This window comes from Desulfobaculum senezii, assembly GCF_054657395.1.
Window position 1 is genome coordinate 212551 of the sequence record NZ_BAAHYU010000004.1, and the last position, 21365, is coordinate 233915.

Here is a 21365-nt window from a genome sequence, read left to right on the forward strand (position 1 = left end):
CCACTGCCCTTTCGGACGATTCGTCACTTTCGCTACGCAAAGGAGCACGCCATGCAGATACACAGCCATACGTCCCATACCCCCCTGCCCGTGGACCGCGCCTACGTCCTGAGCATGACCATCAAAAGCTTCAAGGGCCGCCGCGATGTGCAGGTGCACCTGTTCCGCACAGGCTACGACATGGCCGAAGCGCAGGGCTACCCGTGGGAACACCTGCTTGGGGAGCCCCTCGACGCACAGCACACCGACGCCGAGGGCAGCCGCCAGCTGCTGCTGGAAGCCTTCACCGCCAACGAGCGCGACCAGATTCTGGCCTACCTTGAAAAGCGCTACGCCGACAGGCTGACGGAAATCTCCGCCCAGCCGATGGAATTCCCCATCCCCCTCGGGCTGTGTCCGCTCTCCGCCTTTCCGGAGGGCGAAACCATCGGCTTTATCCGCTTTGACCGCATTCCCAACTACGACCTGCCCTTCGCCTTCCACGGCCTGTACGACCTTGCCCAGCACAGCCCCGTGGTCAAAGAGCAGGACTAACCACGCTCACAACCGCCCTCTCCAGCGGCCCGCATCCCGAGGGATATGGGCCGCTTTTTTGCGCCGTTTTGCCGCCACCGCGGCCGCTTTTCAGCGCCGCGCACGCGAAAAAAAAGAACGCCGAACCAGCCCCCACGCGCCCTGCCCCAAGGGTGAGCGCCCACACGCTTTTTCCGGACCGTCTGCATCAGAAATCATGCAACACTGCGAAATAGAAGAGCATATAAAACAGCATTTTCTACTGGCACAAAAGCGAAACAATAGGTACTGTGCATTCTCGTTTCTGCACCACTAAACGAAGACACAAAAGCGATGAACGCACAGAACGCACTTACACTGCTCTACAAAGGTGTTTCCCATTGGAATGCATGGCGAAATTCCACTCCTCACGTCAGGATAGATTTCCCCGGTGCCCGTCTGGCTGGTCTTGACCTTGCCGGTGCGGACTTTTCCGGCGTGTGCCTTTGCGGGGCCAATCTGTCCGGCGCGGACCTCACCGGGGCGAACTTCATCGCCGCGGACTTGAAGGGCGCGGACCTGTCTGGCGCAAACGCCCAGCTGGCAGACTTTGAGGACGCGCACATGGCCCGTACGGACCTGCGCGACGCCAACTTTACGGACGCGCGGCTGGTGGGCGTCAACCTTGACGGCGCCATCCTGACTGGAGCAATCTTTGTCCGCGCCAACTTAGAGGAAGCCTACATGGCCCATGCCCGCCTTGCCGGGGAGGACCTGCGCGGCGCGCGCCTCGCCGGAGCGGCCCTTGACGACGCGGACCTGACCGGCGCGGACCTGTCCCTTGTCAACTTTGCGCAGGCCGACCTTGACGGATCGCGCTTTACCCGGGCCAAGCTCGCGGGAGCGCTGTTTGCCAACGCAGACTGCGACAAGACGGACTTCACGGACGCAGACCTCACAGGTGCGGACTTTTCCGGCACCACCCTGCGCGGGGCCAAACTGGCCTTTGCGCGCGGGCTGACCATCAAGGCCCTTGCCATGGCAGGCTCCCTGTGTGGCGCGGCCCTGCGGCGGGAAGAAGAAACCAGCCTCGGCACCACGCACCCCGCCCTGTTCGACGTGCCCCCGGACCTCATGCGCGAACGGCGCATCGGGCGGCACTCCTCCTAAATTTTTGCACGCACGCATATGAAAAAAGGCACCTTCCACACGTTGTGGCTGGTGCCTTTTTTCTTTCCGGGCCGCCGCAGCGCTACCCCTGCGGCGACAGCGGATTGAACCCTTCCGGTATGGTCCACGCACCCGGTGCGGGGTCTTCCTCGCGCAGGGCGCGAAGGCGCTCCAAAAACGCCCGGCGTGAAATCTCGCCCGCGCCAAAGCGCAGCAGGTGGTTGGTGGTCTGCTGGCAATCAACAATGGCGTAGTCCCAGCGCTCCAGCAGGCGCACCAAGTGGACGAAGGCGACCTTGGACGCATCCGGCATCACATAAAACATGGACTCGCCAAAAAACGCGCGGCCAATGGCAACGCCGTACAGCCCGCCCACAAGCTCACCCTCGCACCATGCTTCCACAGAGTGCGCCAGCCCAAGGGCGTGCAGACGCTCGTAGGCGTCCACCATCTCGGGCACGATCCATGTTCCGTCCTCACCCTTGCGGCACACGGCCCCGCAGGCGCGAATCACATCGCCAAAGGCGGCGTTGATGGTGATGGTAAACCGCCCGGCATTAATGACGCGCCGCAGGGAGCGGGGAATATGCAGCGCCGGCGGCTCCAGAACCAGCCGCGGGTCCGGGCACCACCACAAAATAGGCTCCCCGGGTCCATACCACGGGAAGATGCCCCGCGAATACGCGGCGGCAAGCCGCTGCGGCGACAAGTCGCCCCCAAAGGCGAGCAGCCCATCCGGTCCCGCATGCTCGGGGTCCGGAAACCATACATGCGCCGTGCGCAGATAATCCATTGGCATATCCTTATCTCGGACAGAAAAAGGCGCGGACGTCCCCGCCCGCGCCACATTCATCCAAACAGCGGCAAAAGCTAACGGAAACTGAAAACCAGATTGCCCTGCTTCTCGGCCTTCTTTTTGCCCTTCTTGCCCTTGGCCGGGGCGTCAACAACGGCCTCGCCGCCGCTTGCCAATTCGCCAAAGAGCACGGCATCCGCCAGCTTGTCTTCAATCTCGTTCTTGATGAGGCGGCCCATGGGGCGCGCGCCGTAGGTGTCGTCATAGCCATTCTTGGCCAGCCATGCCCGTGCGGCGTCCGTGAGGGTCACCTTCACGCGGCGTTCGGCCAGCCTGTCATTCAGCTCGCCAACGAACTTGTCCACAATGCGTTCCATGATGTCCGTGGTCAGGGAGTGGAACGGCACCACGCCGTCCAGCCTGTTGCGGAACTCGGGCGAGAACACCTTTTCCACGGCCTGCATGCACTTGTCGGAGCGGTCCACGCCCTGCGCATCGCCAAAGCCGATGGGCGAACCTGCGGCCTCCCACGCGCCGACGTTGGAGGTCATCAGCAGAACAACGTGGGAGAAGTCCGCCTTGCGTCCGGTGTTGTCGGTGAGCGTGGCGTAGTCCATCACCTGCAACAGAATGTTGAACACATCGGGGTGGGCCTTTTCGATTTCGTCCATGAGCAGCACCGTGTAGGGATGCTTGCGGATGGCGTCCGTGAGCAGGCCGCCCTGATCAAAGCCCACATAGCCGGGAGGCGCACCAATAAGCCGCGCCACGGCGTGCTTTTCCATGTACTCCGACATATCAAAGCGCAGGAAGTTCACGTTCAGGCACTGGGACAGCTGGCGCGCCAGTTCGGTTTTGCCAACGCCGGTGGGACCAACGAACAGGAAGCTGCCCGTGGGCTTTCCGGGCTGGGACATGCCCGCACGGGAGCGCTTGATGGCGCTGGACAGCAGTTCAATGGCGGGGTCCTGCCCAAACACGCGGCCCCTCAGTTCCTCCTCAAGGTGCTGCAAACGCGCGCGGTCGCTGGTGGAGATGCGCTCCGCCGGAATGCGCGCCATACGGGCGATGACCTCTTCAATGTCATTGGGCCGGATGGGGTTGCCCTTGCGCAGGCGTTTGCGCAGGCGGTACCGCGCCCCTGCTTCGTCAATGACGTCAATGGCCTTGTCCGGCAGGAAGCGGTCGTTGATGTGGCGGCTGGAAAGCTCCGCCGCCGCGCGCAGCGCGCCCTGCGTATAGTGGACGTTGTGGTGCTCCTCATAGTGGGGCTTCAGGCCCTTGAGGATGTCCACGGTTTCGTCCACGGTGGGTTCGCCCACGTCAATTTTCTGGAACCGGCGCGACAGGGCGCGGTCCTTTTCGAAATGGTTTTTGAATTCCTCGTAGGTGGTGGAGCCAATACAGCGCAGCTTGCCCGAGGCCAGCACGGGCTTGAGGATGTTGGAGGCATCCATGGTGCCGCCGCTGGTGGCTCCCGCGCCCACGATGGTGTGGATTTCGTCCGCAAAGAGGATCGCGCCGGGGATCTGGTCGAGTTCCGCCAGCACGCCTTTCATGCGGGCTTCAAAGTCGCCGCGGTACTTGGTTCCGGCAAGCATGGCCCCCATGTCGAGGGCAAAGATGCGCACGTCCGCAAACGCCTCGGGCACCTCGCCATCCACAATGCGCAGGGCAAGGCCCTCAGCAAGGGCGGTTTTGCCGACGCCGGGGTCACCCACAAACAGCGGGTTGTTCTTGCGGCGGCGCGCCAGAATCTGCACGGTGCGTTCAATCTCGCCGTCGCGGCCGATAAGGGGGTCAATGTCCCCGGCGCGCGCCTTTTCCACGAGGTCCACCGTAAACTGTTCCAGCATGCTGCCATTTTCCTTGCGCATGTCATCGGGCGGAGCACTGTAGGGCTTGCCTGGCGACGGCTGGTCGTCCGGCGGCGCCCCGCCCCACGGGTTGGCACTGCCAAGACCGTGAGAAATGTACTCCAGAATATCCAGCCGCGTCACACCGTGCGAGCGCAGGAAGTACACCGCGTAGGAGTCGTCCTCCTCAAACAGGGCGGCCAGCACGTCGCCAACGTCCACCTTCTCCTTTCCAGCATTCTGGATGTGAAGAATGGCCCGCTGCAACACGCGCTGCACCCCAAGGGTCTGTACCACCTCGCCCTCGTGGTCCTCGGGCAGGATTTCCATGTGGTCGATGAAGAACCGCTCCAGCTGGTGCTTCAAACGAATGACATTCACACCGCAATTGACAAGAATATCTCTCCCCGTTTCCTCAAGCAGAACCGCATAAAGCAGGTGCTCGAGGGTCAAGTACTCATGGCTACGACGTTTAACTTCCTTCACGGCCGCACTGAGGACGTTCTCAAGTCGTTTGCTGAGCATCTAGACCTCTTCCATGGTGCATTTTAACGGAAAGCCCGCTTCCTGCGCCATATGCCGCACGCGGACAACCTTTGTCTCTGCCACTTCCGCGGTATACACGCCGCACACGCCCATGCCGTGGTTGTGGATATTCAGCATGATTTCGGTCGCCTGAGCCTCTGTCTTTCGGAACACCCTGACCAGAACATACACCACAAAATCCATGGTGGTGTAGTCGTCATTGTGAAGCAGCACTTTGAACTTGCGCGGCTCGCGCACATCGTCTTCGACCATCTGGTCTGGACTCATTCCAGGCTGCGAAAACGAATCGGCCACCGTTATCTCCCTTGACATCTCCGGGAAGCCCATCTGACGCGTTAATCCCCGAGAGGGCGCGTCATGCGGGGAAATAGGCTCTGCCCATTATCTAAAACTTACGCAAATTGCTCTGCCCCGTAAAGAGGCGGCCCCGCTCATTCCATACAATAAGACCAGATTTGTTTCTGTCCATCGGCCTAGGCATCGGCCATGTGGCGAAGCCGGGCGCGCTCTTCCGCTGAAAAGACGAACCCATCGCTTTGCGGCAGGCCCGCCGCGGCGCGGTAGCGCATGTTCAGCTGATGGTAATTTTCATCCGAGGACGTGTATGCATCAAGGCCAAGGGCCGCCTCGGCGCGGCGGATGGCATCCGGGTCCCCCTCCAGCTCCACAAAGGAGCCAAACGGGAGCAGGTCCAGACACACGTGGCACCCCTCGCAGTCCCACGTTTCGCGCAGCTTTTCGTAGCAAAAGGCCACATCGTACCCAAGAGCCTGAAACACGGTCAACGCGGTGTCCACGTCGCCGACGGTGGTTTCATGCTCGTGGCGAACCTTGAGGCCGTCCTCGCCCGGCGCGGGGGTTTTGAGGGTGACGAGGCTGTCCCCGTCGCGGCGCAGGCGAAGGAGGACGTCCCGCCCCCGCAGGCTCCGCGAGGGGTCGTCAAGGACCATGTTTTCCTCAAAGCGTCTGGCGTGGCGATGCGCCCCGGCAGACGCAAGGCGCTGGCGCAGGGCATCAAGGTCCACATCAAGATACTTGATTTCAATTTCCAGTGGCATACACTCCCCGTGTCGGACGCATCCCGTCCGTTTTTCTGCATGAGTAGCCTTTCCGGGCGCAAACAACAAGGACGCCAACCAAGGAGATTCACTTGGAAAAATTCATATGGCTGGCCGTTGCGGGCGGATGCGGCGCGCTGTCGCGCTACGGCCTTGGCGGGCTGGTCCACCGTGTAGCGGGGGGCAGCTTTCCCGCGGGCACCTTTGTGGTGAACATGATAGGCAGCCTGCTTTTCGGCCTGATTTGGGGCATACTGGACCAGCGCGGCGTACTTGGCCCCACGGCGCGGGTGGCGGTGCTGACGGGCTTTATGGGCGCGTTTACCACCTTCTCCACCTTTATGTTCGAGAGCGCCACCCTCCTGCGCGACGGCCAGTGGCTGAGCGCCGCCCTCAACATTGCGGGGCAAAACGCCGTGGGCCTTGCGCTCATGTTCACAGGCTTGGCGCTGGCGCGCCTTGTCCCCTAGCCCCCACACCCATCACGCAAGGATACGCTCTATGCATCTGCCAGACACCGCAGTACGGCTCAGCATCTACACAGGCGAAAGCGACAAGCATGGCGGACGCCCGCTTCATGAAGTCATCGTTGAGGAAGCCCGCAAGCAAGGGCTGGCCGGGGCTACCACCCTGCGCGCCATAATGGGCTTTGGTGCCAACAGCCGCGTGCATACCTCCAAAATTCTGCGCCTGTCCGAGGACCTGCCCATCGTCACCATCATCGTGGACAAAGCCGAGCGCATTGAAACCTTCCTGCCCACGCTGGACGGCTTGGTACATGAAGGCCTCGTGGTGCGCGAAGAGGTGGACGTCCTCGTCTACCGCCACAACAACGGCGCCAAAAAATAAACGCGGGGGCCATGGCCCCCGCTTTCGCGTGCATGCCTGTCACAGCCCGCAGTTACTTGGCGCGGCGGTAGGCCTCCTGCGCCAGCTTGGTCAGGCTGATGACAGAGTCCACAGCCCCGACCTTGATGGCCTCCTGCGGCATGCCAAAGACCACACAGCTGGCCTCGTCCTGCGCAATGTTAAACGCGCCGGATTCCTTCATTTCCTTCATCCCCTTGGCGCCGTCGTCGCCCATGCCCGTCATGATAACGCCAACGACATTGGCCCCGCCATAGCGCGCCGCCGAGCGGAACAGCACGTCCACGGACGGGCGGTGGCGCGACACCAACGGGCCGTCGCGCAGTTCCACATAATACCGCGCGCCACTGCGCTTGAGCAGCATGTGGCGGTTGCCCGGAGCAATCAGCGCCTGCCCGCGCAGGACAGTATCGTTATTTTGCGCCTCGCGCACGGTGATGCGGCACAGGCCGTTCAGGCGCTGGGCAAAGGCCGCGGTGAACTTTTCCGGCATGTGCTGGACAATGACCACACCCGGCGTATCCGGCGGCAGTGCCTCCAAAAAGACCTTCAGCGCTTCGGTGCCGCCCGTGGACGCGCCAACGGCGATGATTTTGTCCGTGGTGGCGGGCATGGCGCTACTCTTGCGGCGCGGCGCGGCGGGGATGACCGCATCCGCGGAGAGCTTGGGCTGAACGGCCACCGGCTCCGCCGACACCTTCTTGAGCTTTGCACGGGCGGCGGCGCGTACGGCGTCTGTGATGCGGATGCGCGATTCCTCAAGGAACTGCCGCGTGCCGACACGCGGCTTCTGGATGATTTCCACCGCGCCATACTCCAAACACTTCAGCACAGTGTCCGACCCCTGCGTTGCCAGCGAGGAGCAAATCACCACCGGTATGGGGTGCTGGCTCATGATTTTGCGCAGAAAGGTCAGCCCGTCCATGCGCGGCATTTCAATATCCAGCGTGATGACGTCCGGCGCGACTTCCTGCATCTTTTTGGCGGCGGCAAAGGGGTCCGCCGCCGTAGCGATGACGTCTATGCCGGGATCGGACATCAATATGTCCGTCATTGTATTGCGGACCACGGCGGAATCATCGACGACCATGACGCGAATCTTGCCCATATCCCCTCTCCTCTCCGCCGCAGTCCGGCGCTAGTCGGTCTTGATATAGATGGTCGGCTCCACCTGCCGCACAGGCAGGTCCATGCCCGTTATACTCTCGGAGTGCCCAATAAACAGATGCCCGCCCACACGCAGTTGGCGGCACAGGCGACCAAGAATCATCTCCTGCGTTGGGCGGTCAAAATAGATAATGACGTTGCGGCAGAACACCACGTCCTTTTGCTCATCCAGCCGGAAGTCCTCCATAAAGTTGAGGCGCTGGAAGGTCACGGACCGCCTGAGTTCCGGAACAATGCGTACGAGCCGCCGCGTGCGGTCCTTGCTGCGCATAAGGTATTTGGAGCGCATCCCCTTGGGCACGCCGCGGGCTTGGTCCTCGGTGTAGATGCCGCGGACGGCGGCGGCCAGCGCCTGCCCGGAAATATCCGTCGCCAAAATGGAGTACCGGAAGCTGGGGCGATGGACGGTGAACTCCGCCATCACCATGGCGACGGTGTACGGCTCCGCGCCGATGGAGCACCCCGCGCTCCACACGGCAAAACGGCGGGCGTTGCCGTGCTCCGCATACCAATACGGCAGCGCGGATTGCAGCAGATAGTCAAAATGGCGGGCCTCGCGGAAAAAATCCGTAGTGTTGGTAGTGACGGCGTCAATAAGATGCGGCAGCTCCATCTCCATGCCGCGCTGGCTGAAGATAAAGGACGCATAGGTGGAATAGCTGTCGTGCCCAAGGGCGCGCAAACGCTTTTGCAGACGCGCCTCCAGCATGGTCTTTTTGGACCGTTGCAGCTTGATGCCGCACGTTTCGTGGATGAACTCCGCAAAGCGCAGAAAATCCTTTTCCGACATGGTCTTCGGAACATTCACGTACGTGCTTCCTCCGCTCGAATCACTGCCCACCTGCACCTCCATCCGGCCTCATACGCAGTCTCAACAGGCTCCACGGGGACATCCCATTCTAGCACATTGTGGCGATTAAAGCACAAGTCCGGCGTCAATCTCGCGCATGGTCTGCACGATGCCCTGCACATCAAGAATCAGGGCCATGCTCCCGTCCGCGCGCACGGTTGCGCCGGAAAAGGCGCGGACGTTGCGGTACACCTTGCCAAGGCTGCGGATGACGGTCTGGTGCTCGCCCACCACGCGGTCCACCACCAGCCCGATGCGGCGGTTTTCACTGCCCGCCACCACAATCTGCTCCACGTCAGGCTTGTCACCATTGAGGCCAAACAGCTCGCGCAGGCGTACCCACGGAATAATCTCGCCGCGGATGTCCAGCACATTGGCTTCCTCGGGGTGAAACTCCAGGCACTCCTGCACGGCGGCAAGGGGAATGACGTAAAACTCGCCGCTCACCCGCACCTGAAGGCCCTCAATAATGGCGAGGGTCAGCGGAATGCGCAGGGCAAAGCTCGTCCCCTGACCGGGGGTGCTCTCCACATCCACCCGCCCACGCAAGGAGTCGATGCCCCGGCGCACCACATCCATGCCCACGCCGCGCCCGGAGAGGCTGGTCACCTCCTCCGTGGTGGAGAATCCGGCCTCGAAAATCAGCTGGAGCACTTCGGACGCCTTCACTTCGGCCTCGGGACCAACAACGCCCAGCCTGCGGGCGCGTTCCAAAATCTTCTCCGGAGCCATGCCCCGGCCGTCGTCCTCCACGGTAATGCTCACCTCGCCGCCCGTGTGCGCCGCGCCAAGGCGGATGGTGCCCACCGGCGGCTTTCCGGCGGCCTCGCGCTCCTCCGGGGATTCGATGCCATGCCCCACACAGTTGCGGATAAGGTGCACCAGCGGGTCCGCGATGCGCTCGAACACCGTCTTGTCCACCTCCGTCTCCGCGCCAAAGGTTTCCAGCTCCACCTTTTTGCCCTGCTCAGCCGCCACATCATGCACAAGGCGCCGAAAGCGCGAGAACATCTGCCCAATGGGCAGCATCCGTACGGACATCGTGCGCTCGCGCAGGCGCGAGGACAGGCGCTCCAATTCCTCGGACAAGCGCGCCAAGTGGTGGCGGCTCCCGTCGGTGGCGGCCTGCGCTATCTGCGCCTGCACAATGGCCAATTCGCCAACAAGGGAGACCAAATCGTCCAGTTTGTCCGCCGGAACGCGGATGCTGGACTCCGCCTGCACCTTGCGGCGGCGCGACTTCACCTTGCGCACGGCGCTCTGCTCCGCAAGGGCGGAGCGCACATCCTCCGGGGCCACCCGGCCCGACTGCGTCAGCAATTCGCCAAGGCGCTGGTGCTCCCCAAGGGCCATCTCCAAGTCATGCGGGGCAAGCTCACCGCGCCGCACTAGGATATCCCCGAGGCGCGGCGGCGTGTCGTCGTCCCCGTCGTCGTTCTCGCGCTCCAGCACCTCCACGTCCACCACGCCGTCGCCCTCCACAAAGATGAACACATCGTGGATGGCGTCCTCGCCCCGGTCCGTGGTGAGAAAGATATCCCACCGCACGTGGCAGACCTCGGGGTCCAGTTCAGACAGCGGCGGCACATCACCCATATGGGCGACGGCCTCATACTCGCCAAGCTCCTCCAACTCCCCAAACAGCCCGGCAAGGTCCAGCGAGGCAAACACCGAGGCAAGGGGCGCAAAACGGATGCGGTAGGACGCCATCGCCCCCGCCCCAGCGGGCACGTCCAGAACATCCACAGGAATATCCGGCAACGCGGCAGAAGCCGCCCCATCAACAACAGCGGCGGGCACACCGGCGCACTCCTCCATATCCCGCACAATGTCTTCGCCGTCTTCGGGCAGGGCGTCATCCGGCTCGTCAAACAGAGCCAGCAGGTGGTCCCGCGCGGCAAGGGTGAGATTCATAAGGCGCGGGGTCACGGGCACCACGCCCTCGCGCACCTGGGAGTAAATGCTCTCCACACTGTGGGCAAAGCCCGCAATGCCCTCATGCCCAAACATAGCGCCCACGCCCTTCACCGTGTGCAGGGCGCGGAAGATGCGGTCCACACAATCCCCGTCCGGACAGCCCGCCTCCATTTCAAGGATGGCCGCCTCCAACTCGGCGAGGTTTTCGTGCACCTCATCGCGCAGCATCTGCCGGGTTGCTTCATCAACCGCCATGGGTGCCTCCCGCTTCGGCGCCCCCGATGCGCGGCAAAGTCAGTCCGCCACGTGCGCCGCCAAAGTCCAGCCCATCCGGCCCGGCAAAGCCGCACACACGTGCGAGATTGCGAACCGCCTCCGGAACCTCGGGGGCAAGCTCCACCACGGCCCCGCGCCCCTCGGCCTCGCGCCCAAGGGCGTGCAAAAACTGAAAGAACGCCGCATCCACACGCGTTACGCCGGACAGGTCCACCGTCAACTGCTGCGCGCCATCAAGTGCGCCGCAGACCGCCTCCCGGTGCTCTGCAAGGACATCAAAGGTCCATTCCCCTGTCATGGTAAGGATGGGACGGCCCTGCGTTGTCTGGATGGACACTTCCGCCATACGACCCCCTTCAAGGAAACAATAGAGAAAACCCTATTCCACCATCACTAGGACGAAAACGGGAATCAATCAAGACGGTATGTTGAAATACAGAGGGAAAAAGAAGACCGCCCCGGACGGAGCGGCCTTGGTATGCACGACAAAAACGATACAGGCGGATACAAAACACGGCACCAGCCCAGCAAAGCCGAGATCACACCCTCCACGCCTCAAAACAGCATAAGGACATGGACGTGGCGGGACAACGCCGGAGCTCCCGATTGACGCCGCCCGCTAGATGCGTTTGCGGCCAAGATCGGTGTGGTGGGCCTCCTTGAAGCGGCCCAGCGCGTACATGCGCACCTTGTTGCTGCGGGGGAATTCCACGCGCAGAATGCGCTTAATTTCCTTACGCAGGCCCTTGTAGGGCACCTCCACGTCATGCTGTTCAAAGCCGTCCTCCAGCACGCGATAGAGGTCATCCTCCAGCCGGACAAAAATGGCGGAGCGGTCGCGCTTGTAGGTGCGGATGTCAACGGCGTGACCAATCTCCAGCTTGCTCAGGCGCTCCAGAAGGGTCCTCAGTACGTTGGATTTTTCAATCATGTCGTCAGTCTCCTCGGGCCAAGGCAGTACAGGAAACTGCCGCCCCCCGCAACGGCAGCCCGCAGACGTCTCGCCCCACCAGCCGCCCATATCCCCAGAAACCACGTTTTCATCCCAAATCAAACTTTTTGCATACTTTACGCATTTTTTTCATCACCTGACGGCAAATCAAGCAGGCGCGCGCCCTCGCGGCTGTGCACTCTTTGCGCGGGCTAGGCCGTTGACAGTACAACCCATTGCCTACGCAAGCCCCGAAGAAACCTTACCCTGCGCGGTTTTTCATTTTATGCACTCCCACTGCACACGTCTTTCAGCATTTTCGCACGAAGTTGTCACTCTTTTTGAGTCGTGCTACGCATGCGGCACGTTTCCTCAATGAATCCGTACCGTAAGGAGGGGGGATATATGAAACGGTTCTTCACCATTTTGCTGGCCCTGTGTCAGCTGCTGGCGCTGTGCGTCGCAGCACAGGCGCAGGAGGCCACAGACGGCGCCGCACCGGAAAATGCCATCACGCTGGACGAGGTGCACGTCGTCGCCAATCCAATCATCCACGGCAACGAGGTGGACAACTACGGCGGCACCACCACCGTTGTGGGCGAGGAGCAAATCCGCGAGCTCAACGCCATGGACCTGTCCTCGGCCCTGCGCCGCAGCCCCGGCGTCACCATCACGCGCTATAATCCCGTTGGCGCGTTTGGCGGTGGCGAAGGTGGCGCGGTATTCATCCGCGGCATGGGCTCCAGCCGCCCCGGCAGTGAAATCAAAACCTTCATCGACGGCGTGCCCGTCTACATGGGGCTATGGAACCACCCCCTGCTGGACCTGCTGCCCCTTGACCCGGCAGCGCGCATCGAGGTGGTGAAAGGGCCCCAGCCCCACCGCTTTGGCGACGTCTTCTCCGCCATCAACATCATCCCCAAGACCGGACGCGGACAAGAAACGCAAACCGCCGTGCAGGCCGCAGGCGGCAGCTACGGCACCTTTTCCCAGTCCATCGAGCATCAGGCCGATAAGGGCGACTATGCCTACGCCCTCGGCGAAGGATTCCGCCGCTCCGACGGCCACCGCACGCACTCTGACGGCGCCACGGGCAGCCTGTACGGCTCCCTTGAAGCCTACCTGAATGACAACTGGGACATGCGCCTTTTCGCCCTTGCCGCCTCCAGCACGGCCAACGACCCCGGCGAAGAGGACTCGGACACCAACGCAGGCACCTACGATACCGGCCTGCGCCTGACCACCGTTACCCTCGCCAACACCTACGACAAGACCTACGGCGAGGTGAAACTCTTTGCCAACGCGGGTGAGGGCTACTGGTACGACCAAGCCAAGAATGACGACGACACGCTGAACGACTTCTGGTTCTGGGGCCTCAAGGCCAAGCAGACCCTCGTCCCCACGGACGGGCTGGAACTCACCGCAGGCATCGACCAGCACTGGTGGGACGGCAACGTCCGTTACACGTTTGACGACGCAACGCCCGACGATTCCGCAACAGTTCCCCAGTTCTCGCTGACCATGCCCTACATTGGCGCCAACTGGCTGATTGGCGACCAGTACGGCTGGCACGTCATCCCGTCGGCGGGCGTTCGCTTCTACTCCCACAACCGCTTTGACGACGCCGCCGCGCCGCATGCGGGCATTGTCGCGGGCTACGGCGACACGGAAATCCACGCTTCGGCGTCCAAGGGCGTGGTCTACCCGGGTCAGGAAGTGACCATCATCCTGAATAACGACACGTGGGAAGACCTCTCGCCCGAGGAAGTCTGGCACGGTGAAATCGGCATCCGCCATACCTTTGCCGACATGGTCCGCGCGGACCTGACCTTCTTCAACGACGACGGACGCGACAGGTATGTCGTTATTAAGCAAAGCGTCTGGGACAACGTGGAAAGCTACCGCATTCAGGGCATTGAAGCCACGGTAACGGTCACCCCCACGGACACCTTGTCCATGTTCGCCAGCCTGACCACACAGGAATCCCACCCCGGAGACATGCCCTACGTGCCGAACACCTCGGCCAGCGCAGGCGTCAACTGGGACTTTGCCAAAAACTGGCGTATCGCCGTGGACGCGGAATACATCTCCGACATGTACGCTATGAAGCAATTCCGCGGAAAAGACGCACCCAACAAAAAAGAAGTGGACGAGCACACCTTGCTTAACGCCAAGCTCACCCGCAGTTTCGACATCCCCGCATGGGATGCCCGCGGCGAAGTCTTCCTCGCCATGGAAAACATCACGGACGAGGACTACGAGTACCGCCCGGATTACCGCATGCCGGGAATCAACGGCATGATTGGCGCGCGCATCACCTTCTAACGCGCACAGCGGCGACGCCGTCCGCTCTTCTCCCCGCCTCCGCCGCCGGACAACCCGTGGCGGCGGAGCGCGTCCTCTCCCAATGGGGGACGGCTTGCCATACACGCCCCCCGGGCAAAGCTATCAAGCGGCTTTGCCCGGGGATAACCCTTTTTCAGGACGGGACACGCCATGGCCAGACGCCTCATCGCGCTTCTTGCGAGCTTTGCCCTCGTTTTTCTGCTGCTCCCGCGGGCGCACGCGGATGCGGACGCGCCCCCGCGCATCGTGGCGGGAACAACCCTTATTGCGGACATCGTCCATGATCTGCTCCCGCAGGCCGAGGTACGCACACTCATCCCCGGCGGCGCCTGTCCCGGACACTACGACATCCGCCCCGGGGACGTGCGCCTGCTGCGCGACGCGGACGCCATCTATCTGCATGCATGGCAGACAGCGCAGCCCCACATCACCACACTGCTGGACGCGGCGCAGACGCAGCGCCAGCCCGTCGCCCTGCCGGACGCCGGCAATGCCCTGCTCCCGGAGAACAACCTTCGCCTCACGCGGCACATCGCTGCGGAAGTGGCAGAGCTGTTTCCCCAGCACAAACGGGACATCAGCGCCCGCGCCGCCGCACGCCGCCGCGCCGTGAACACCACTGCGCAGGCTCTCAAAACGCGCCTTGCGGCCTCGGGCGTGGCGGGGGTGCCGGTGGTCTGCGCCGCCATGCAAGAGCCGCTGGCCCACTGGGCGGGGTGCAAGGTCGTCACAGCCTTTCCGCGTCCAGCCAGTATGACGCCCCAGCAGATGGCGAAGGTCATCGCCGCAGGGCGAGGTGCAGGGGTGCGCCTTGTGCTGGACAATCTGCAAAGCGGCGACGGCGGGCACGGCTTGGCCGAGGCCCTTGGCGCACGTCGCGTCATCCTGTCCAACTTTCCGGGCGGCTTTGCAAACACCCCAACGTGGGGGGCCACCATGCGCGACAACGTCCGCAGGCTCCTTGAAGCCGCACCCGCCATGACTAATGCAGAGGACGCACAATGACGGCCCCCATCATCCGCATGGACAATGTCAGCGCGGCCTATGGCCGCCACGTCGCCATGCACGGCGTTAGCCTCACAGTCCAGCGCGGCGACTTTTTAGGCATCATCGGCCCCAACGGCGCGGGCAAAACCACCATGCTCACCGTCACCAACGGCATGGGACGCATTGCAGGCGGGCGGGTTGAGGTCTTTGGCACCGAGGTCACGCCGCGTTCGGCGCGCCTTCTGCGCAAGCGCATCGGCTACGTGGCCCAGCGGCAGGACATCGATCCACTGCTTCCCATCAGCGTGCGCGAGTCCGTGGTCAGCGGAAGCTTTGGCCGCATTGGCCTGTTTCGGCGCGTCCCGCATTCCGTCGTGGAATACGCCGAGGAACTCCTCGACATGGTGGGCATCGGCGCGCTGGCGCAGCGCCCCCTTGGACACCTCTCCGGCGGCGAGCAGCAACGGGCGGCCATTGCCCGCGCCCTTGTCCAGCGCCCGGACCTGCTGCTTCTCGACGAACCCACCGCCGCGCTCGACTGGCAGGCCCAGCGCGAAATTCTGGAACTGGTCCGCACCATCCACACCCGCTTCGGCCTTACCAGCCTCATCGTCACCCATGACCTCAACAGCCTGCCCGACGTCACCAACCGTATCGCCTTCATGAAGGACGGACGCATGGTCTGGCAGGGCACCCCGCGCGGCGCACTGGATGAAGCGCGCCTGAGCGAACTCTACGGCACCCCTGTCAAGGTCGCCACTGTCAACGGAGCGCCCCATGTCTGTCACTAATACCGCAGCGCCGCACCTGTAGGGAGGACGCCACAGTGGACGCATCCATACTGTTCTATCCCTTCATGCAAAAGGCTCTGCTGGCTGGCTTGCTGGCCGGGATATCCTGTTCCGTGGTTGGTGTGGTGGTGGTCACCATGCGCATCACCGCCATTGGCACCTGCATGGCGCATGCGGCCTTTGCCGGAGCCCTGCTTGGGCTTGTGACGGGTGTAGACATGCAGGTCTGCGCCTTTGTGTTCAGCCTTGGCGCGGCAGCCATCATCGGCCCCCTGTCGGACCGGGCGGACTTTGCGCCGGAGACGGTGGTGGGCATCGTGTTCTCGGCCATGCTGGGGCTGGCGTTTCTCTTCATTGGCCTGCTTCCCGGTCCGCGCTCCGCCGCGCTGAACCTCTTTTGGGGCAGCATCCTCACAGTGGGCGAGCGCGACCTTGTCGTCATGGCTGTGGTGGCCGTGCTTCTGCTGGCCGGACTGCTCGCCTTCTCCAAGGAGATTCTGGCAACACTGTGCCACCGCAGCATCGCCCTTGCCGCCGGGGTCCCCGCTACCGCCATCTACTACGCCCTGCTTTTCGCCACAGGGGCTACGGTGACGGCGTCGCTCAAAAGCATTGGGGGGTTGCTCATCTTCAGCCTCATCATCAACCCAGCGGCGGCGGCCTATCAACTGTCCTACACCCTGCGCCATATCTTCTGCCTTGCGGCGGTGTTTGGCGTGGTGTCGTGCTGGGGCGGACTGGTGCTTTCCGCCATGTTCGACGTGCCGTCCGGAGCGGTCATCGTCATGCTGTCCACACTCATTTTTATTGTCTGCACGGCGCTGTCTCCCAAACGGCGCGGCCTCTCCCGGCGCGAACGCCGCTCCCTCACCTTTTCCCGGCAGGTGGACGCCACCACCAGCGAGCTTACAAGGAGAAAAACCAATGTATGACGCAAAGGCTGCCTTTTTCGACAATCAAGTTACCGCGCCGTGGGCCTCGGGCGAATACGGCGACAAAGAACAGCCCAAGCTGGACCGCCTGCTGGCGCACCTTGGCGACATCACCGGCGCGCACATCCTAGAACCGGGCTGCGGCACCGGCCGCCTGACGCGCCACCTTGCCCAGATGGTTGGGCCACAGGGCCGCCTTGTGGCCATGGACGTCAGCCCCGGCATGGTGCGCGCGGCGCAAAAACGCCTTGCCGACACGCCAAACGCCATGGTCTGCACCGCCGCCGTAGAGGATATGCCCCTTGAGAGCGACGCCTTTGACATTGTGCTGTGCCATCAAGTGTTTCCGCACATTGACGACAAGCCCGGCGCGCTGCGCCGCATGACCTCCGCCCTGAGGCCGGGGCGGCTGTTCATCATCAGCCATTTCATCAACTCCGCCACCATCAACGACCACCACCGCAAGGCAGGGTCCGCCGTGGCTGACGACAGCATGCCCCCGCTTGCCGATATTCGCGCCATGCTCGACGACGTGGACTGCGCCATTGAGGCCTTTCACGACGACGAACTTGGCTATTTGCTCACGGCGCGCCTTCGCGCCGAGTAGCCAGCTGCGCGCCGCCACACCGCCAGAGTCCTCCGCCTATCCTGTGTGAACACCGGCGGCGCACCAGTGAAAAACGCCCCCGCATGGCATGCCATGCGGGGGCGTAATGGTACGGGGCATAAGGGGGACCAGTTACATCCGAAACTGCCCGTTCTCGTAAATCACGCGGGTTTCACCGCCGCGCAGGTGCGCGGTGACGGTCTTGGCCTCCGTGTTCACAAGGTCCCAGTGCAGGGCCGAGGAATTAAAGCCCAGTTCGTCCTTGAGCAGTGTGGACAACTCCGACTGCTGCCCGGCATACGTTCCGGGATAGGACGCGCCAAGGGCAAGGTGGCAGTTGCCGTGCGTGCCGCCATAGTTTTCATCAAACAGCGTGGTGGCCATAAAGCGGTCAATGGGCGAAAAACGCGAATCCGTCAGTGAAAATTCGCCAATGCGGCTTGCTCCGGGGTCCATGGCCACCTGCTTGCGCAGGAATTCGCCGCCCTGTTCCGCCTCGGCGTCCACCACTCTGCCGTCCTTGAATTCCAGCCGCACGCCGCGCACATAGTTGCCACTACGAAACGACGGCTGGTCCGCGTAATACACGCCCTGCGTGCCCCGCCAATCCGGCGATACATAAATCTCAAAGCTGGGGATATTGTGCCCCGTTACGCCAAGCCAGCGGCGGAGTTCGCCAAGGCGCACCGTCAGGTCCACATGCTCCGACTCCACGCGGAAGCTTTCGGCCCCAAGCCCGTCCAGCCATGCGCGCAGCTCCTTAACACGGGCGTGCACGCCGCGCCACTCGGCAACCGGATCCGCCTTGTTCAAGTAGCAGGCACGGGCAATCTCGCGGGCGTAGTCATCTACGCTCATACCTGCGCTTTTGGCGAGGGCTTCGGTGGGCCACATGCACAGGGTCCAGCCAAACAGTCCCGCCTGTTCGCGCTCCTCAAGCACATCACGCAGGGGCTTGCGTCCACGGGCGGCGGTACTCAAATTCTCAGGGTCCACATCGGCCAGATGCGTTAGTGACTGCGGGGCCAGCAGATACACCGACCCATCCAGCGCGCGGGTAAGTTCCATCTCGCCCGGCAACTGGTGCTCCAACTGCGCCCGGCTGGCCGAGGAGTAAAACGTCTTTTCCATGGTGGATGTCGGCTTCATGCGCTGGGCCACGTGCACGCCGCGCTCATGCAGGCTGGCATACACGGCCTCTGCCAGCGAAAGCGCAGGCATGTCCCACCATACGGCCACGGTGTTCCCGGCGCGCAGCGGCTCCGCGCGCGAAACATCGAGAGCCCAGAGCAAAACCTCAGCGTACTTTTCAATCTCCGTCTGTGTCAGCATGTGGCGAATCTCCAATTGTGCTCAAAAGAAAAACGGGATGCGTGCGGCACATCCCGTTTGGTTTCCGTTATATAAGACGCCTTGTTACGTCGATAAATCCCGAACCAGACCAATCAGATGTTCCGAGGCAATGATACTCATTTTTGGCGAATCAATGAAGTCCGGATACTGGTTGGATATCTTGCGCGACCACAGCACGGACGCCGCGCTGGCGTCGGCGTGCGTCAGCGGAACGTTGGCCTGCACCTTGCTCACCAACATACGCGACGCGATTTTTGGACCGCTGTTGGACACCAGATTCACATAATTCGTTGGCACACCCATAGTCGTCTCCGTCATTCATCAAAAAAAGCACATCCTCTCGCCATGAGGTCTCTCCCACCGCCATCAGCAGAAAAACCGCTCAGCGCAAGGCAAACCATCCATACTGCCTCAACAGTAGCACAGAGGAATGGCAGTTTCCAACGGCGATTCTACAAGATGGATTCACAGCTCACAAAGGCAAAATCCCCGCGAGAAAACAATAAAACTATGCCACTTCAGGCACTTCCTTCGACTTCACAGCCACAAGAGCGTTGCCCGAATCCCCAAAAAGCAAACGACTCAACCAGCCAATTTTCTTTGTAGAATTCGGATAAACGTACTTCGCCCAAAAGGCAAAGAAGGAGCCTGTACACTCGCTTGTATCAATATCAAATGTGTTGTCCGAGGCATCCTTCACAACACTAAATCCTTGGGATGTAACAAGATTTATTATCTGAGCCCGAGTAAACCTCGTCTGAACAGAGACATACAGATGATCAAGGATGCCTGAAACCATATCAGGATTCACACGGCACCCTAACAAAGCCCTGCGAACAGATGTCATGGGCAAAAAACGAAAAAGCGGGCGCAAGCCCTCGCTCACCATGCTCAGTAGCCCCCCCCGCCCATACGCCGCGATGAGCAGGGTTCCGCCTGGCTTCAACGCATTGTACAGATTATCAAGAGCGAAGTCTTTATCCGGTAAATGCTGGAACACACCCCGGTGGTGAATTGTGTCAAATTCATTCTGCGGCAAGCGTTGGGTGCAAAGATCAAGAGTTTCAAACTTACACTCTTGCACCTCGCCATATACATCCTGGAAATTTGCTTGAGCGCTTTCTATATTCTTTTGGGAGATGTCAATAACGACCATACGCCGAGGTCTATAGCTCATCAACTGAATGGCCTGTGCGCCCATACCACCACATCCAGCCTCAAGTACCACCCGTCCTTCTATGCACTGGGGTGAAATACCCCAAGCGGCATGCAAAGGCACAGAGACATCTGTTTTCACACTATCCGAATGAAGAGGATGCAATTCGCTGTAAAACTCAGTCTCCATATATCCCCCCGGGAAGACAGAAGAATAACCCCAGCACCGAGGATACCGCCAGCAACAATGACTGCGCACCCAAGGCTTAACCAACACTGGGCGACGGAAAATAGAGGCCACCAATCAAAGTAGATCACGAATAATACGAAGATTAATTCTATACCATACTTTCGCTCACTCAAACAACTCAGCGGCGCAACCAACACCCACATTTCATAACGCTTGGCATTACATTCCCTGCTGACCTAACTGATGCCCCATCGCCAACAGGGCGTAACATCTGATAGAGTCGTTCTGCATCCGTCCGCACAAACACTGGGCGCACACCGCCCCGACCATTTCAGGAGGCCTGCATGCCGCATCCGCCCCGGCGCGTCTTTCGCCGCCCTTTCTGCCGCGTTTGGCGCGCGTGGGCTGTTCTTCTGTTTGGCGCCATGTTTTTCGCTGTCGCCTGTTCAGACGCGCCGCCGACGCTTACGCCCCTCGGGACAAATGCGACCATCCTTGCCTTTGGCGACAGCCTCACCGCAGGGGTCGGCGCCGGAGGCTTTGGGTCCCTTGACCGGGAGAAGAGCTACCCGGCTCGTCTTGCGGCGCGTATCCCCCAGCGGGTGGAGGTCGCCGCTGTCCCCGGCGAGGTTACGGCAAGGGGCCTTGCGCGGCTGCCGCAGGTTCTACAGCGGTTCTCACCGGACCTTGTCCTGCTCTGCCACGGCGGCAACGACCTCATCCGCCGCTTCCCCATGGAACAAACCGCCGCCAACCTCCGCGCTATGGTCACGCTGTGCCGCGACGCCGGAGCACAAGTCGTCCTTATTGCGGTGCCGCGCCCCGGCATCCTTCTGAGCCCGCCATCGTTCTATGAGGACATCGCGCGCGAATATCGCCTGCCTCTTGAGGAAAAAACGCTGTCCACCATTCTTTCGGACGCGGACCTCAAATCCGATCCATTTCACCCAAACGCCAAGGGATACGCCCTGCTCGCCACACGCGTTGAAGCGCTGCTGCGCGAAGCAGGCGCCTTGCCACCTCAGCAAAAACAGGAAGAATAGAGCAAAGAGAGAAGACTCGCCCGTGATGCGCGCTG

General features: G+C 61.8%; 22 protein-coding genes. 10 read left to right on the plus strand and 12 right to left on the minus strand.

Annotated elements, in window-relative coordinates:
- Window positions 1-51 precede the first annotated feature (51 nt).
- Window positions 52-534, plus strand: a complete 483-nt coding sequence (locus tag ACYQ2T_RS15865) for a hypothetical protein (RefSeq protein ID WP_459901872.1) — start codon at window positions 52-54, stop codon at window positions 532-534.
- Window positions 535-846: 312 nt separating this feature from the next.
- The gene (locus tag ACYQ2T_RS15870; protein WP_459901873.1) at window positions 847-1662 is read left to right on the plus strand and encodes a pentapeptide repeat-containing protein; all 816 of its coding nucleotides are present in this window, start codon (window positions 847-849) and stop codon (window positions 1660-1662) included.
- A gap of 82 nt (window positions 1663-1744) precedes the next feature.
- On the opposite strand, the gene aat is transcribed toward ACYQ2T_RS15870, so the two are convergent.
- From aat to ACYQ2T_RS15890, 4 genes are all read right to left on the minus strand, one after another.
- Window positions 1745-2455, minus strand: coding sequence for a leucyl/phenylalanyl-tRNA--protein transferase (gene aat, locus ACYQ2T_RS15875; RefSeq protein ID WP_459901874.1), 711 nt, complete (start codon window positions 2453-2455; stop codon window positions 1745-1747).
- Between the two features lie 77 nt (window positions 2456-2532).
- Complete coding sequence (gene clpA / locus ACYQ2T_RS15880; RefSeq protein WP_459901875.1) at window positions 2533-4839, minus strand: ATP-dependent Clp protease ATP-binding subunit ClpA; 2307 nt, start codon at window positions 4837-4839, stop codon at window positions 2533-2535.
- Window positions 4840-5127, minus strand: a complete 288-nt coding sequence (locus ACYQ2T_RS15885; protein WP_404845498.1) for an ATP-dependent Clp protease adaptor ClpS — start codon at window positions 5125-5127, stop codon at window positions 4840-4842.
- Window positions 5128-5333: 206 nt separating this feature from the next.
- Window positions 5334-5918: a class IV adenylate cyclase gene (locus tag ACYQ2T_RS15890; protein ID WP_459901876.1), complete on the minus strand. Its 585-nt coding sequence runs from the start codon at window positions 5916-5918 to the stop codon at window positions 5334-5336.
- Between the two features lie 92 nt (window positions 5919-6010).
- Between ACYQ2T_RS15890 and ACYQ2T_RS15895 the strand changes: the two genes are divergently transcribed.
- Both ACYQ2T_RS15895 and ACYQ2T_RS15900 read left to right on the plus strand, forming a co-directional pair.
- Window positions 6011-6388 (plus strand): fluoride efflux transporter FluC, encoded by a 378-nt coding sequence (locus ACYQ2T_RS15895; RefSeq protein ID WP_459901877.1) that lies wholly within the window; start codon window positions 6011-6013, stop codon window positions 6386-6388.
- Window positions 6389-6419: 31 nt separating this feature from the next.
- The gene (locus ACYQ2T_RS15900) at window positions 6420-6767 is read left to right on the plus strand and encodes a DUF190 domain-containing protein (protein WP_459901878.1); all 348 of its coding nucleotides are present in this window, start codon (window positions 6420-6422) and stop codon (window positions 6765-6767) included.
- A gap of 52 nt (window positions 6768-6819) precedes the next feature.
- On the opposite strand, the gene ACYQ2T_RS15905 is transcribed toward ACYQ2T_RS15900, so the two are convergent.
- The 5 genes from ACYQ2T_RS15905 to ACYQ2T_RS15925 form a co-directional block, all read right to left on the minus strand.
- Complete coding sequence (locus ACYQ2T_RS15905) at window positions 6820-7893, minus strand: protein-glutamate methylesterase/protein-glutamine glutaminase (RefSeq protein ID WP_459901879.1); 1074 nt, start codon at window positions 7891-7893, stop codon at window positions 6820-6822.
- A 30-nt stretch (window positions 7894-7923) separates the two neighbouring features.
- Window positions 7924-8742 (minus strand): CheR family methyltransferase, encoded by an 819-nt coding sequence (locus ACYQ2T_RS15910; protein WP_459901983.1) that lies wholly within the window; start codon window positions 8740-8742, stop codon window positions 7924-7926.
- Window positions 8743-8868: 126 nt separating this feature from the next.
- Entirely contained in the window at window positions 8869-10974 is a 2106-nt protein-coding gene (locus ACYQ2T_RS15915) for a chemotaxis protein CheA (protein ID WP_459901880.1), read from the minus strand.
- Entirely contained in the window at window positions 10964-11341 is a 378-nt protein-coding gene (locus ACYQ2T_RS15920) for an STAS domain-containing protein (RefSeq protein WP_459901881.1), read from the minus strand. Before ACYQ2T_RS15920 ends, ACYQ2T_RS15915 begins: the two co-directional genes overlap by 11 nt.
- A 273-nt stretch (window positions 11342-11614) precedes the next feature.
- Window positions 11615-11926 (minus strand): hypothetical protein, encoded by a 312-nt coding sequence (locus ACYQ2T_RS15925; protein ID WP_404845491.1) that lies wholly within the window; start codon window positions 11924-11926, stop codon window positions 11615-11617.
- 405 nt (window positions 11927-12331) lie between these two features.
- Here ACYQ2T_RS15925 and ACYQ2T_RS15930 point away from each other — a divergent pair, with 405 nt between their 5' ends.
- From ACYQ2T_RS15930 to ACYQ2T_RS15950, 5 genes are all read left to right on the plus strand, one after another.
- Entirely contained in the window at window positions 12332-14251 is a 1920-nt protein-coding gene (locus tag ACYQ2T_RS15930) for a TonB-dependent receptor (RefSeq protein WP_459901882.1), read from the plus strand.
- Window positions 14252-14422: 171 nt separating this feature from the next.
- Window positions 14423-15277, plus strand: coding sequence for a metal ABC transporter substrate-binding protein (locus tag ACYQ2T_RS15935; RefSeq protein WP_459901883.1), 855 nt, complete (start codon window positions 14423-14425; stop codon window positions 15275-15277).
- A complete protein-coding gene (locus tag ACYQ2T_RS15940) occupies window positions 15274-16050 on the plus strand; it encodes a metal ABC transporter ATP-binding protein (RefSeq protein ID WP_459901884.1) in 777 nt (258 codons plus the stop codon). The genes ACYQ2T_RS15935 and ACYQ2T_RS15940 overlap by 4 nt, the downstream gene beginning before the upstream one ends.
- A 35-nt stretch (window positions 16051-16085) precedes the next feature.
- A complete protein-coding gene (locus tag ACYQ2T_RS15945; protein ID WP_459901885.1) occupies window positions 16086-16982 on the plus strand; it encodes a metal ABC transporter permease in 897 nt (298 codons plus the stop codon).
- Window positions 16975-17589 carry a class I SAM-dependent methyltransferase gene (locus ACYQ2T_RS15950; protein WP_459901886.1) on the plus strand — a complete coding sequence of 205 codons (615 nt, stop codon included), beginning with the start codon at window positions 16975-16977 and terminating at the stop codon, window positions 17587-17589. The genes ACYQ2T_RS15945 and ACYQ2T_RS15950 overlap by 8 nt, the downstream gene beginning before the upstream one ends.
- 132 nt (window positions 17590-17721) lie before the next feature.
- Here ACYQ2T_RS15950 and ACYQ2T_RS15955 read toward each other — a convergent pair whose 3' ends face one another.
- From ACYQ2T_RS15955 to ACYQ2T_RS15965, 3 genes are all read right to left on the minus strand, one after another.
- Entirely contained in the window at window positions 17722-18921 is a 1200-nt protein-coding gene (locus tag ACYQ2T_RS15955; protein WP_459901887.1) for an aminopeptidase, read from the minus strand.
- 84 nt (window positions 18922-19005) lie between these two features.
- On the minus strand, window positions 19006-19245 hold the full coding sequence (locus ACYQ2T_RS15960; RefSeq protein WP_404845484.1) for a hypothetical protein: 240 nt from the start codon (window positions 19243-19245) through the stop codon (window positions 19006-19008).
- 205 nt (window positions 19246-19450) lie between these two features.
- Window positions 19451-20287: a class I SAM-dependent methyltransferase gene (locus ACYQ2T_RS15965; protein WP_459901888.1), complete on the minus strand. Its 837-nt coding sequence runs from the start codon at window positions 20285-20287 to the stop codon at window positions 19451-19453.
- Between the two features lie 344 nt (window positions 20288-20631).
- Here ACYQ2T_RS15965 and ACYQ2T_RS15970 point away from each other — a divergent pair, with 344 nt between their 5' ends.
- On the plus strand, window positions 20632-21330 hold the full coding sequence (locus ACYQ2T_RS15970; protein ID WP_459901889.1) for an arylesterase: 699 nt from the start codon (window positions 20632-20634) through the stop codon (window positions 21328-21330).
- Window positions 21331-21365 lie beyond the last annotated feature (35 nt).